General features: G+C 63.2%; 12 protein-coding genes. 7 read left to right on the forward strand and 5 right to left on the reverse strand.

The window, feature by feature from the left end:
* The first annotated feature begins 48 nt into the window (after positions 1-48).
* Positions 49-960 carry a LysR family transcriptional regulator gene (locus EV286_RS27825; protein ID WP_132960497.1) on the forward strand — a complete coding sequence of 304 codons (912 nt, stop codon included), beginning with the start codon at positions 49-51 and terminating at the stop codon, positions 958-960.
* Between the two features lie 140 nt (positions 961-1,100).
* Here the strand turns inward: EV286_RS27825 and EV286_RS27830 are convergent, their stop codons facing one another.
* From EV286_RS27830 to EV286_RS27850, 5 genes are all read right to left on the reverse strand, one after another.
* Entirely contained in the window at positions 1,101-1,370 is a 270-nt protein-coding gene (locus tag EV286_RS27830) for a hypothetical protein (RefSeq protein WP_132960498.1), read from the reverse strand.
* Between the two features lie 194 nt (positions 1,371-1,564).
* Positions 1,565-3,367, reverse strand: coding sequence for an adenine deaminase C-terminal domain-containing protein (locus EV286_RS27835; protein ID WP_132960499.1), 1,803 nt, complete (start codon positions 3,365-3,367; stop codon positions 1,565-1,567).
* A 17-nt stretch (positions 3,368-3,384) separates the two neighbouring features.
* Positions 3,385-4,017, reverse strand: a complete 633-nt coding sequence (locus EV286_RS27840) for a glutathione S-transferase family protein (RefSeq protein ID WP_132960500.1) — start codon at positions 4,015-4,017, stop codon at positions 3,385-3,387.
* Complete coding sequence (locus EV286_RS27845; RefSeq protein WP_132960501.1) at positions 4,017-4,697, reverse strand: Rieske (2Fe-2S) protein; 681 nt, start codon at positions 4,695-4,697, stop codon at positions 4,017-4,019. The genes EV286_RS27840 and EV286_RS27845 overlap by 1 nt, the downstream gene beginning before the upstream one ends.
* A 34-nt stretch (positions 4,698-4,731) precedes the next feature.
* A complete protein-coding gene (locus EV286_RS27850) occupies positions 4,732-4,968 on the reverse strand; it encodes a hypothetical protein (protein ID WP_245500856.1) in 237 nt (78 codons plus the stop codon).
* A 508-nt stretch (positions 4,969-5,476) separates the two neighbouring features.
* On the opposite strand from EV286_RS27850, the gene EV286_RS27855 reads away from it, so the two are divergent.
* The 6 genes from EV286_RS27855 to guaD all read left to right on the forward strand — a co-directional run bounded on the left by EV286_RS27855 (position 5,477) and on the right by guaD (position 12,606).
* Positions 5,477-6,598, forward strand: coding sequence for a BMP family ABC transporter substrate-binding protein (locus EV286_RS27855; protein ID WP_132960502.1), 1,122 nt, complete (start codon positions 5,477-5,479; stop codon positions 6,596-6,598).
* Positions 6,599-6,692: 94 nt separating this feature from the next.
* The gene (locus tag EV286_RS27860) at positions 6,693-8,267 is read left to right on the forward strand and encodes an ABC transporter ATP-binding protein (protein ID WP_132960503.1); all 1,575 of its coding nucleotides are present in this window, start codon (positions 6,693-6,695) and stop codon (positions 8,265-8,267) included.
* Between the two features lies 1 nt (position 8,268).
* Positions 8,269-9,312, forward strand: coding sequence for an ABC transporter permease (locus EV286_RS27865; RefSeq protein WP_132960504.1), 1,044 nt, complete (start codon positions 8,269-8,271; stop codon positions 9,310-9,312).
* 13 nt (positions 9,313-9,325) lie between these two features.
* The gene (locus EV286_RS27870; RefSeq protein WP_132960505.1) at positions 9,326-10,261 is read left to right on the forward strand and encodes an ABC transporter permease; all 936 of its coding nucleotides are present in this window, start codon (positions 9,326-9,328) and stop codon (positions 10,259-10,261) included.
* Positions 10,262-10,337: 76 nt separating this feature from the next.
* Positions 10,338-11,195 (forward strand): aromatic ring-hydroxylating dioxygenase subunit alpha, encoded by an 858-nt coding sequence (locus EV286_RS27875; RefSeq protein WP_132960506.1) that lies wholly within the window; start codon positions 10,338-10,340, stop codon positions 11,193-11,195.
* Positions 11,196-11,244: 49 nt separating this feature from the next.
* Positions 11,245-12,606, forward strand: coding sequence for a guanine deaminase (gene guaD, locus EV286_RS27880; RefSeq protein WP_132960507.1), 1,362 nt, complete (start codon positions 11,245-11,247; stop codon positions 12,604-12,606).
* The last annotated feature ends 7 nt before the right edge of the window (positions 12,607-12,613 follow it).

A 12,613-nucleotide genomic window follows, 5' to 3' on the forward strand; every position in this document is an offset into this window, starting at 1 on the left:
TGTTCCGTATCTCGAATAATGTTGCGCCGCACATCGCGGGGAAAATTCATGGACCAACTCTCAGCTATGCGCGTCTTCCTTCGCGTGGTCGAGACCGGTAACTTCACCCGTGCAGCCGATACATTGTCGATGCCGAAGGCGACGGTGACCAATCTCATCCAGGGCCTGGAGGCACATCTGCGCACCAAGCTCCTCAACCGCACGACACGCCGCGTCATGGTGACCACCGACGGCGCGCTCTACTACGAGCGAGCCGTTCAACTCCTCTCCGAGCTCGACGAGCTGGACGGCAGCCTCTCCAATTCGCAGAGCCTGCCGACCGGCCGCCTGCGCGTGGAAATGTCCGGCGGCTTTGCCGACACCATCGTCGTGCCCGCACTCTGCGATTTCTACGAACGCTATCCGGACATACGAGTCGACCTCGGCGTTGGCGACCGACCGGTCGACTACATCGCCGAAAACGTCGACTGCGCATTGCGCGCGGGAACGCCGAGCGATCAATCGCTGATCGCCCGCCGCATTTCGGAGATCAGCCTCATCACCTGCGCGGCGCCAGCCTACATCGAGAAATTCGGCGTGCCGCAGCGGCCGACGGAGCTGGAAACGGACCACTATGCCATCAGCTATTTCCGCGCACAGACCGGGCGCACCATACCCTTCGAATTCAAGAAGGACGACGAGAGCTTCGAGATCAATCCGCGCTACATCGTGTCCGTTAACGACATCCGGACCTACATGACGGCTGCGATGACGGGCCTCGGCATCGTCCAGGCGCCGGTGTTCATGATCCGCAATGAACTCGCAGACGGTCGGCTGGTTCGGGTGCTCGACGACTGGCACGTGGAAGCCATGCCCATTTACATCGTCTACCCGCCCAACAGGCACCTCAGCAACAAGGTCCGCGTCTTCGTCGACTGGCTTGCAAAACTTCTGGCGGGCGCCCAGCTCAATCAGCAATAGGCAAGGCGTGAGGCGGCGCGATCGCCCGAAACGCACTGCGGTCCGGGAGGCCAGGGAAACCTTCGGACCGCAGCTCGATACTTTGAATTGTGAGGTACTACGCCCGTCGAACCATCAGGGAAGCTGGTTCTTCAGGGATTTCAATTCCGGTTGGGTCCCTGGAAGTACTCACCCTCACCCCCGTTCCGGACATTTTTATGGCTGCCAAAGATGCTGTTGACAGGCATGCGGTCAACATAGGTCCGGGTACGGCGCGGAGCCTGATACCTTTGCGTGTTGCTGTAGCGCTGGTAAGAATCTCTGCTGGCGCCCTGGTAGTAGTCGCCATCATTGGAAGCCAAAGCGGGGCTGACCGCTACGACTGCAGCGGCAATCAGTCCGCCCAGCGCTGAAATCGTATATCTGGACATCTTCAACACTCCTCGGAGTTTTCACATATCGCGCAGACAAGGCCTCACTACCCGTCGGCTGCTTACCTATCGAATGTAATAAGCTGCGCCCGACGAGATAATAGCCAGCGCCATGATAGCACTGTTCGAAAAGCATGAATAATTTCAAGTGAAATTGGCCGTGCCAGCCGATTCCAGGAGAGGAAGAGGCTCCGTCAGGCGCGTTCGAAAAGCGGCGCGATCTCCATTTCCGGGACCAGCACAAGGCCCTTGTCGGTGATGCGGATCTCGGGGATGACGGAAAGCGGGATAAGGTTGAAGCCCATATAGGCGATGGTGCATCCGGCCTTTTCCCACTCGACCTTCAGCTTTTTCACCTCTTCCGCGACCTCGTGCACGCGCTTGTCGGAGAGCAGCCCCGCGATCGGCAACGGCACCATCGCCGTCACCTTGCCGTCCATGACGACGCAGACGCCGCCCTGGCTTGCCTCGATTGCATCGAGCGCCACCTGCATGTCGGCCTCGTTCGTGCCGGCGACGATAATGTTATGGCTGTCATGGCCGACTGAGGATGCAACAGCTCCCTTTTTTAGTCCGAAGCTGTTGAGAAGACCGTGCGCAACGTTGCCGGAGGACTTCCCATGGCGCTCGACGACGGTGACGAAGCACAAACCATGGCGATCGAAATGCGTCTGCCAGTCGTTTGCAGGCTCGAGCGTCAGCTTCACGTGGCCCAGGGTGATTCCGGGCAGCTCGGTCTTGATCGTATGGGCAATGACGGCCTCGGTCGGCAGTTCCGGGGTCAGCTTCAGGTTCCTGGGCAGCTTCACCGTATGGTAAGCCGCTTCCGGATAGCGATAGGGCTTGGAAAGCGCTTCATCCAGCAGCGGCGTGATGCGGCGATCGTCGACGACGAGCTCGCCGCCATACCATGTGGAAACGGGGCGGAGATCATCGGTCAACAGGACAAGGTCGGCGCGTCGGCCACCACCGAGGCCGCCGATCTCGCCTTCCATGCCGAAGCGCGTCGCGCCGTGCAGCGAGCCCATGGCCCAGGCCCGCTCCGGCTTTACGCCGGCTTCGACCGCCTCCCGCGTGACCCAATCGAGCCCGAAGAGCAGCAGGTCCTCGGCATCGCGGTCGTCCGTACAGACCGCGATGCGCTTATGCGAGGCGCCGAGTTCCGTAACCGTCTTGATGGCATGCGGCAGGCTGTGCCAGGGCGTCGTCGGCGGGCCACCGCGCAGGAAAAGCCAGATGCCCGCCTCGAGCAGGTCGTCGGCGATCTCGCGGTCGATCGCCTCGTGCGTGTCGGTCACCCCCGATGCCGCATAGGCTGCAACGAATTCGCGGCCATAGACGTGGCCGGAGACGGGGCGCCCGCGCTGCAGCGCCGCGGCGAGAATGGCATGGCTGCGCTCGTCGCCCATCGCCACCTGCACGAAATCCATCTTCTCGCCGAGAGCGACGGCTTCCGGCCATTTGTCGAAAAGTGCCGCGATCTTGTCCGGCGTCAGGTCGCCGCCGGCCGTTTCCAGCGCCGCCGATGTCGCCGGCACGGTGCTCGGCACGGTCAGGAAGATCGAAAGCGGCGCCTGCCGCGCGTCCTCCAGCATGGCCTCGACGCCGGCGACGTCCATGACGTTGCCGATCTCATGGCTGTCGCAGAAGATCGTCGTCGTGCCGTTGAGAAGAGCCGCCTCCGCGTAGGCGCAGGCCGTGACCATGCTCGATTCGATATGGATATGCGGATCGACCAATCCCGGCGCGATTATGCCGCCGCGGGCTTCGTAGAGCTTGGCACTGCCGCCACGATAGCTTCCTGCGGGTTTGACGGCGGCGATGCGACCGCCGGAAATCCAGATCTCCCTGCCCTCGAGGATGCGTTCGGAATAGGTCGAAAGCGCTCGCGCACCCTGGATGACCAGGTCGGGCTCCCGGCGCGCCGAGGCGACATCGGCAAGCGTCCGCGTCATCGTGTAAAGGGGTTTGACGGAAAAGCGGGTCAGCCGTGTCATCGGAATTCCAATCGAAATCAATGATAGTCGGGGATGCCGGGCATCGTCTTGAAGCCCTTGAGCGAGCGGAAGCGACGGATCCAGCGGCGCAACGCCGGATACTCGTCGTGATCGACACCATAGTCGCGACTGAGCGCAAAGCTAGGGAAGAGCGCAAGATCGGCAAGCGTCGCCGCGCTTCCCACGAACCATTCCGCGCCGTCGAACTGGCGCAGGGTCATATGGTCGTCCATGATGCGGAAGGCCTTGCGGGCGCCGGCGCGAAGCGCGGCCTCCTCGCCCGGCGTGTCAAAGAGTGCCTTCAGCCGTGCCGCGATCGCCGGGGCCAGCGCGGAGGCCGCAAATCCGAGCCATGTCGCCACCTGCCCGAATTTTCCGGCATCCTGTGGCAGCCATTCGCGCGCGGGGTCGTAGGCCTTGGCGAGATAGAGCAGCACCGCCTCCGTGCCGTAAAGCACGAGCTCGCCGTCCGTGACGACCGGCAGCGTTCCGAGCGGATTGAGTGCCAGCATCGGCGGCTTCGTCTGTTCCTGCCCGGGAAACATGTCGACCGCGATCGTCTTGTATTCGACCTCGAGCATGGAGAGCAGCAGGCGCGCGCGATAAGAGCTTTCGTCGAGCTCGTAATTATACAGCGCGATCTCCGCCATCAGGCGACCTCCGCCTCGACAGGCACAGGGCTCTCGAGCCTCAGCCGCAAGGCCTGTGCCCACTGCGCATATTGCTTCTGCTTGGGCCCGGCATTGTCGGACGGCGCACCGAGGATGACGATATGGAGCGCCGTCTTCTCCGCCGAAACCACCTGGAAAGCGATCAGCAGCCGATCGCCGCCCGTGAAAAGGATGCCCGTACTCCTGCCCGTCATGGAGAATTCGGCCCCGTAATGCTCGAGTACCAAGAATACGCGCTCCAGAGATGCATTGATATAGATGCTGCGCACCGGCGTAACCTCCGCGACGCCGGGTATTTCCGGACAGGTCGCCTCGGACGAGAGCGTCGTCCAGACGATGCCGTGCCTTTCCTCCGAAAGATAGGTCGGGACCTTGATGGTCTTCGGAACCTCGAGATCGGGATGGGCGGGGATATAGCGGCATTGCCCGGCGGCATCATACTGCCAGCCGTGATAGAGGCAGGCGATGTGATCGCCGCGCACGAAGCCGAAGCTCATCCGCATGCCGCGGTGCGGACAGCGGTCCTCCCAGACATGCGCCGCGCCCGAACTGTCGCGCCAGACGACGATTTCCCGCCCGACGACGATGGCGCCGGTTGAAGTCCCCGGCTCCAGCGTTGATGACAAAGCAACCGGAACCCACCCTGTTTCCATTCTCATCTTCCGCTCCTGCTCCTTTGCCTACCCGCGCGGCCTACGATCCGTCACGGGCCACATCCAGCACGATGCAATCATAAGGCCCGAGACTGCAGGCCATCTCGAAGGCTTCGACCAATGCCTCCGGTCCGCGTACCGAAAGGCTGACCGAGCTGTCGCTGCAGTTGCCGATATCGAGTTCGAGGTCCAGCCGCAGGGCGCGATGCGATGCGAACTCGGCAAAGCTGTCGCAGACGATCCTGCCGCTGAAAGTGAAGCGCGCCGTATCGATCATCGAGGACGCGCCTCGGCTCCGCATCGCCCACCAAAGCGCAGACGCCGACCGCGTCCTGAACCCGATGGATCAAATATCTCGGCGATGACCACTGCCCGCTCCCTGCCGTCAACTTAGGCGACATGCATAAATTTTGAACATGCTTCACATTTAGGCATCTTAGGCACTCCGCGCGGTGAAATTCAAGAGGCTCGATTGATGCCCGAGTGGTGAAATCTTCACTATCGCCATGAAAAAAATACGCAATTTCAATATTTGTCCGCAGTCGAAAATTTCTCGGGCTCCCGGCCGCTCCCTGTGCAATGGGTGCCGCAAACCACCGCGGTCCGATCTCTCAAGGGCGCTTTGCATATGGTCTCATGTTCCGCCGGTGCGTGCCCCGGCGCGTGTTGTCGCAGAGACCGCGGCGGCTGGAACTGGCATAATTGTTGCGTCGATAACATGGGAGTTCCGGAGCCGAAGCGATGAATAGCCGCCGCACTGGACGATAAACACAAAAGGGGTTTCCATGATCGACCTGCGTACTCTTTCCCGCCGCGGATTTCTGAATATGACCGCCGCCGGTGCCGCCTCGATGATGCTGCCCGCCGGCCTCGTGCGCACGGCCCGCGCCGCCGAGCCGCTGCCGGCGATCAAGGAAGAGGACGCGGTGGTCGGCTTCGGTCACGTCGGCCCGATTTCCGACGAGGGCTGGACCTGGGCTCACCATCAGGGCCTGCTTGCCGTCAAGGAGGCCTATCCCAAGCTAAAGAAGATCCTCGAGGTCGAAAACATCCCCTACTCCGCGGACGCGACGCGCACCTATCGCCAGTTCGTCAGCGAAGACGCGGACATCATCTTCGACACCTCCTCGAACGGCGACTTCCTGCATGAGGTCGTCAAGCGTGCGCCCGAGGTCGCCTTCCTCGAGTGCAACGGCCATGTGACCATGGACAATCTCGGCTGGTACTATCTTGCCCACTGGTATCCGACCTATGTTATCGGCGTGGCCGCCGGCCACCTTTCGAAGTCGGGCAAGCTCGGCTATGTCGCCTCCTTCCCGGTCGCCTCGGTCTATGCCTCCACCAATGCCTTCCTGATGGGTGCGCGCACCGTGAACCCGAATGCGACGGTGCAGACCATCGTCATCAACTCCTGGTTCGATCCGCAGGCCGCCACCCAGGCCGGCACGGCGCTGATCGACAACGGCTGCGACTTCCTCTTCGGCATCATGGACGAGGCCGGATATCTGCAGGTGGCCGAAAAGCGCGGCGTCTGGGCCGCCATGTGGAATACCGACATTCGTCGCTACGGCCCGAACTCCTACGTCTCCTCCGTCCTCATCGACTTCAACAAATTCTACGTCGATCAGGTCGGAAAGCGTCTCGCCGGGACATGGACGCCGAGCGAAACCCTCTTTGCCATGGGCGCCGGCGTCGACCGCGACAAGTGGGGCGAGAAGGTTCCGGCCGAAGTGGGCGCAGCTGCCGATGCCGTTCGCGAAAAGATCATGGGCGGCTGGTCGCCCTTCGTCGGCGAACTCAAGGACGCGACCGGCACGGTTCGTGTACCCGCGGGCCAGAAGATGACCGAGGTGGAACTCTACAACTGGGATTGGTCGGTCGAAGGTGTCGCCGGCCTGACCGCGTAATCGACAAGGCCTCCCAAGGCTGGAACCTGGCTGGTCAGCCGGCCGGGTCCCCTCGGGCAAAGCCCGCCTTTCATACCGAGCCGCCGGTGCATGCATGAGTGAGAAGACCAAACGCCATACGCCCCCGGCGGGTACTCCGCCTCTCGTCCAGTTGACGGGTATTGCCAAGTATTTCCCCGGTGTCGTCGCCAACGAGAATGTCGATCTCGATGTCATGCCCGGCGAGATCCACGCCCTGCTTGGCGAGAACGGCGCGGGGAAGTCCACCCTGATGAACATCCTGACGGGCATCTACCAGCCCGATGCAGGCGAGATCATCATCGACGGCTACGCGACGCAGTTTGCGACCCCGCTACAGGCGATTGCCGCCGGCATCGGCATGGTTCACCAGCATTTCAAGCTCGTGCAGGCCTTCACGGTCGCGGAGAATATCCATCTCGGCTGGTCGGACACCCCGCGCCGGGCCTCCGCGCCGGTGCTTGAGGCGCGCACCGCCGAACTCGCGAGGAAATTCAACCTCGAAACGCGCCCCGGCGCCCGTGTCAGCGACCTTTCGACAGGCGAGCAGCAGCGCGTCGAGATCCTGCGCGTCCTTGCCCGGCAGGCGCGCGTGCTGATCCTCGACGAACCGACCGCTGTCCTGACACCTGCGGAAGCGCGCGAACTCTTCAAGGCGCTCCGAAATTTCGCGGCGCAGGGCAACGCCGTGATCTTCATCAGCCACAAGCTGGACGAAGTGCTGGAAATTTCCGACCGCATCACGATCCTGCGCAGCGGACGCAGGATCGCAACCGAGAACACTTCGGACTGCAATCCGCGCATGCTGGCGAAGCTGATGGTCGGGCGCGACATCGTGCTTGCCGACATGCGCAGGCGGCCGGCGGGCGCAGCCCCGATTTCGGCCCGCCCGGTCATGAGCCTCGATAATGTCTCGGCCCTCGACGACACCGGCGCCGAGGCGCTTCACGACATCACCCTCCATGTTCATGCCGGCGAGATCGTCGGCATTGCCGGCGTAGCCGGCAACGGGCAGCGGGAGCTGAGCCAGGTGCTGAGCGGCATGCGACCCGCCAGCGCCGGCCGCATCCTGATCGACGGCGAGCCCGTGGCCCGCAGTCACGCGGCAGCCTTTGCCGAGCTTGGCATCGGTCATATTCCCGAGGACCGACTGCATAGCGGCCTTGCACCCGCCCTCAGCGTCACCGCCAATGCCGTGATGCGCGAATACAAAAACGCGCCTGTGACATCGCGCGGCATCTACCGGCCGAGTGCTGCGACAGCGCTCGCAAAGGACATCGCGGCCGCCGCCGACGTCGCCATTCCCGATTTCGCCATACCGATCCGTAACCTCTCCGGCGGCAACCAGCAGCGCCTCGTCGCCCGCCGCGAGATGCGCATCGCCGACAAGGTCCTGATAGCCGCCTATCCGAGCCGCGGCCTCGATGTCGGCGCGATCAACACGATGCTGCGCTACATCGTCGAGCTTCGCGATGCCGGCGCCGGCATCATCCTCATTTCGGAAGAACTGGAAGAACTGCTCAATCTGTCGGACCGAATCGCCGTGCTCTACGAGGGGCGGATCATGGGCATCGTGGAGAGCGACAGGGCGGATGTGGACGAAATCGGCCTCTTGATGGGCGGCCGGCAGCAGCACAGGGAGGTCGCCTGACATGGCTCAAGCATGGCGGTTCCAACGCCTGCCTTCCGCCTCTCCCGGGATTGCGCTTGCCGCCCGTGCCGTCGCGATCGTGCTTGCACTCGCTTTCGCCGGCATCGTTCTCGCCCTCACCGGCGCCAATCCGCTGGAGCTCGGCTATGAGGTGGTCGATGCGAGCTTCGGCTCCAGCTTCGGCATGGAGGATTTGGGCGTTCTCGTCATTCCGCTGATCCTGACGGGGCTCTCCGTCGCCGTCGCGCAGCAGATCGGCGCCTGGAACATCGGTGCCGAAGGCCAATTTTATGCCGGTGCCTTCTGCGCGGCCGCCGTCGGCCTTTTCGTTCCCGGTCCGCCCTCGATCATCCTGGCCCTGATGTTCGTCGCGGGCCTCTTTGGCGGTGCCGCCTGGATCCTCGTCCCGACGCTCGCGCGGGCCTACGCCAACGTCAACGAGCTGATCACCACGCTGCTCTTGAACTTCGTCGCCATCCTGCTGGTCTATTACGTCTCGACCAATGCCTGGCGCGACCGCATGGCGAACTCCGCGACACCGCGCCTTTCCGCTGAAATCCCGGAATTCTGGGGTTCGATCCACTGGGGCCTGCCGATCGCGGTGCTTGTCGCGCTTGCAGTGGCCGCTGCCCTTGCCTTCTCGAAATGGGGATATGAGGTGCGCCTCGTCGGCTCGAATCCCTCGGCAGCGAAATATGCCGGCATGCCGGTGCGCCGCCACCTGATCACGGTGATGCTGCTTTCCGGCGCGATCGCCGGGCTTGCCGGCATGCTGGAGATCGCAGGCACCGTGCATCGCCTGCAGGGCGGCATCTCCAACAATTACGGCTATCTCGGCATCATGGTCGCCGTACTCGCCAGAAGCTCGGCCGTCGGCGTCATATTCTCGGCGGCACTGATGGCCTTCATCCTCAATTCCGGGATCATCCTGCAGACGCAGGGGCTGACCACCTCGACGGTGCTTGCGATCACCGGTCTCATCCTGTTCCTCACTGCCATCGGCGACGAGCTCGCCCACTACCGCATCGCCCGCGAGAGAGCCTGAAGAAAGACAGCTCATGGACCTTCTGACCGGCCTCCTCACCACAGCCTTCCTCGCAGGCGGCGTACTTGCGCTCGCTGCGCTTGGCGAAGTGCTCTCCGAGAGGGTCGGCGTCGTCAATCTCGGTGTCGAGGGCCTCATGGCGATGGGTGCGCTGACGGCGATCGCGACAGTCGCTGCTTTCCCCTCGCCGAGCCTTGGCTTCCTGGCGGCGCTGGTGGTCGGTGCGCTCTTCGGCATGGTCTTTGCCCTCGCGACGGTGATCCTGCGGGCAAACCAGGTTCTTTGCGGATTGGCGCTGACGCTGATGGGCAACGGCATCGCGTCAACGATCGGACGCGCCTATTCCGGCATGCCGGCCCGCGCGGTCTTCGAAGGCATCGAGGTCCCGATCCTCAGCAGCATCCCGATCCTGGGCCGCGCCTTCTTCTCGCAGAACATCCTCGTCTACCTGATCTACATCATCCTGCCGGTCACGCTGAGCTACCTGATGTTCCGCACCCGGCACGGTCTCAACCTGCGCGCTGTCGGCGAAAACCCGGCCGCAGCCGACGCGGCCGGAATCCCGGTCAATCTCATCCGCTTCGCCTATGTGACCGCCGGTTCCGCGCTTGCAGCCGGTTCGGGCGCCTATCTGACGCTCGCCTTCGTTCCATCCTGGTCGGACGGCGTGGTGGCCGGACGCGGCTGGATTGCCGTCGCGCTGGTCATTTTCGCAGGCTATCGCCCCATCCCGGCCGTCCTGTCCGGCCTGCTCTTCGGCCTCATCACCGCGATCGGTTTCGTCGGCCAGGCACGCGGCTGGCCGATTGCGCCGGCCTTCCTGTCTATGCTGCCCTATCTCGGCACGATGGCCTTCATCATTGTCCCGGTGCTTGCCTGGCAGCGCATGCGCCGCATCATGGCCGCACCTGCGGCAATCGGCGTGCCCTATTACAGGGATGTACGGTAAGGACTGTGGCCGATACCTCTAGCAGAACGAGCAAGGTGACGACGAGAATCAGGAATAGACGGAAAGGAAGCGTTTCATGAGCCAGTGTTCCGACAAGGCCGCGCTTGACCAGTGGTATCCGCTCGACACCGAAACCGAGATCCCCTTGGGAACGTCGAGCAATCGTCTCCTCGGTACCGATCTGGAGGTGACGCGCGAGGCCGACGGTACGATAGCGGTGAAAGCGGACGGCCGAATCGCACCCCTGCCCCTCATCAAACGCTTCGGCCGTGTCTGGGCAACGCTCGGGCAACCGGCGGGCGGCCTTTTCGATCTGCCTGAAGCGGACGAACCCGACCGCAGGATCGTCAATTGCGGCACCGTCTCGGTCCGCGCCTCCGGGTTGCGCATCATCGAGAACTTCCTCGACATGGCGCATTTTCCCTTCGTCCACACGGACATCCTCGGCTCGGAACCGCACACCGAGGTCAACCATTATAACGTCGAGATCCGCCGCGATGTGGACGAGGTCTGGGCGACGAACTGCCAGTTCTTCCAGCCACAGGCAGCGCTCTCGGCGACCGAGGGCATCATGACGGATTACATCTACCGCGTCATGACGCCGTTCGCGACGCTGCTCTACAAGACCTGCCCGAACGCCGCTAACCGCTGGGACGTCATCTGCCTCTTCGTGCAGCCGCTCGACCCCGACCGCTGCCGCGCCCACCCGGTGATGTTCCTGATCGACGATGTCTCCACGACGACGGAACTCGTGCACTTCCAGCAGCTGATCTTCCTGCAGGACCGCATCATCCTGGAAAACCAGCGGCCCGTGCTGCTGCCGATGGAGGCGCGCGCCGAGATCCCGACGCGGGCCGATGCCTCCTCGATCGCCTATCGCCGCTGGCTGAAGGAAAAGGGCATCACCTACGGCACGACGGCAATGGTCGCCTGATTTGACTGCCCCGTACCTACGCCGGAATTGACGGACGATTGGAGACATCATGGACCTGCGCAACAAGACGATCTGCGCGTCGGGTTTTCACGCGCCGGAGCGCGGCAGGATCGATGTGCTCGACGACGCACTGATCGAGATCGGCGGCGATGGTGCAATTGCCGCGATCCATCGCCACGGCGAACCGAACTACCGCACGATCCGCGATGCCCGCGAGGCATCCGGCGAACTTCTGACACTGCCCGCGGGCGCTTACCTGCTGCCCGGCTTCGTAGACCTGCATGTGCATGCGCCGCAATATCCGCAGCTCGGCAGCGCGCTCGACGTACCGCTCGAGGTGTGGCTGCACAAATATACCTTCCCGCTGGAAGCGCGATACGAGGACCTCGGCTTCGCGCGGCAGAGTTATCAGCCGCTTGTCGAGGATCTCCTGTCGAACGGCACGACGACCGCGCTCTATTTCGCGACCGTGCATCAGGAAGCCAGCCGCGCCCTGGTCGACATCTGCCTGGAGAAGGGCCAGCGCGCGCTGGTCGGTAAGGTCGTCATGGACAACGAGGCCGAATGTCCTGACTACTACCGCGACGCCTCGCCGGACGCAGCCGTGAAGGGCACGCGCGAATTCATCGATTATGTCCGAGGGCATCCGGGTAACGGCGAGGGTCACGTGCTGCCCGTCGTGACGCCGCGCTTCATTCCCTCCTGCACCGATGCGACACTCGCCGAGCTCGGCGCGATCGTCAGGGAGTGCGGCTGCCATGTCCAGACCCATTGCTCGGAAAGCGACTGGGCGCATCAATACGTGCTCTCGCGTCATGGCATGACGGATGCACAGAGCCTAGACCGCTTCGGCCTGCTCGGTCGGCGCACGGTGCTTGCCCACTCCAATTTCCTCACCGAGGCGGATATGGAAACGATCCGGACGCGAGAGTCGGCGGTCGCCCATTGCCCGATCTCGAACGTCTATTTCGCCGGAGCGGTCTTCCCCCTGCGTGCTGCGCTCGAGAAGGGTATCCATGTCGGCTTGGGAACGGATGTTTCCGGCGGGCCGAGCGTCTCGATGTTCGAGAATTGCCGTGGCGCGATGCTCGCCTCGCGGCTGCTTGAAAGTGGCGTAGACCCGGGACTGCCTCCGGAAGAGCGTGGCACCTTCGGCACCGCCCGCATCGATTTCCGCGACGCTTTCTACGTGGCAACCGCTGGCGGCGGGATTGCCCTCGACCTGCCGGTCGGGCAGTTCTCACCCGGATACCAGTTCGATGCCTTCGTGGTCGACACCACGGCGGAGAAAGGCACGATCCGCCTGTGGGAGGAGTTGGACCGCGGCGAGGATATCCTGCAGAAGATCATCTACACCGCGTCTCGCGCCAACATCGGTGCCGTCTGGGTCAGCGGCCGCAGCGTCGCATGAAATCGGC

The organism is Rhizobium sp. BK251, assembly GCF_004345245.1.
Classification (GTDB): Bacteria; Pseudomonadota; Alphaproteobacteria; order Rhizobiales; family Rhizobiaceae; genus Rhizobium.

Bases quoted from the DNA above. Each gene is read 5' to 3' on its own strand.
- EV286_RS27825 (WP_132960497.1), top strand. From the start codon at position 49: ATGGACCAACTCTCAGCTATGCGCGTCTTCCTTCGCGTGGTCGAGACC.
- EV286_RS27830 (WP_132960498.1), bottom strand. From the start codon at position 1,370: ATGTCCAGATATACGATTTCAGCGCTGGGCGGACTGATTGCCGCTGCA.
- EV286_RS27835 (WP_132960499.1), bottom strand. From the start codon at position 3,367: ATGACACGGCTGACCCGCTTTTCCGTCAAACCCCTTTACACGATGACG.
- EV286_RS27840 (WP_132960500.1), bottom strand. From the start codon at position 4,017: ATGGCGGAGATCGCGCTGTATAATTACGAGCTCGACGAAAGCTCTTAT.
- EV286_RS27845 (WP_132960501.1), bottom strand. From the start codon at position 4,697: ATGAGAATGGAAACAGGGTGGGTTCCGGTTGCTTTGTCATCAACGCTG.
- EV286_RS27850 (WP_245500856.1), bottom strand. From the start codon at position 4,968: ATGATCGATACGGCGCGCTTCACTTTCAGCGGCAGGATCGTCTGCGAC.
- EV286_RS27855 (WP_132960502.1), top strand. From the start codon at position 5,477: ATGATCGACCTGCGTACTCTTTCCCGCCGCGGATTTCTGAATATGACC.
- EV286_RS27860 (WP_132960503.1), top strand. From the start codon at position 6,693: ATGAGTGAGAAGACCAAACGCCATACGCCCCCGGCGGGTACTCCGCCT.
- EV286_RS27865 (WP_132960504.1), top strand. From the start codon at position 8,269: ATGGCTCAAGCATGGCGGTTCCAACGCCTGCCTTCCGCCTCTCCCGGG.
- EV286_RS27870 (WP_132960505.1), top strand. From the start codon at position 9,326: ATGGACCTTCTGACCGGCCTCCTCACCACAGCCTTCCTCGCAGGCGGC.
- EV286_RS27875 (WP_132960506.1), top strand. From the start codon at position 10,338: ATGAGCCAGTGTTCCGACAAGGCCGCGCTTGACCAGTGGTATCCGCTC.
- guaD (WP_132960507.1), top strand. From the start codon at position 11,245: ATGGACCTGCGCAACAAGACGATCTGCGCGTCGGGTTTTCACGCGCCG.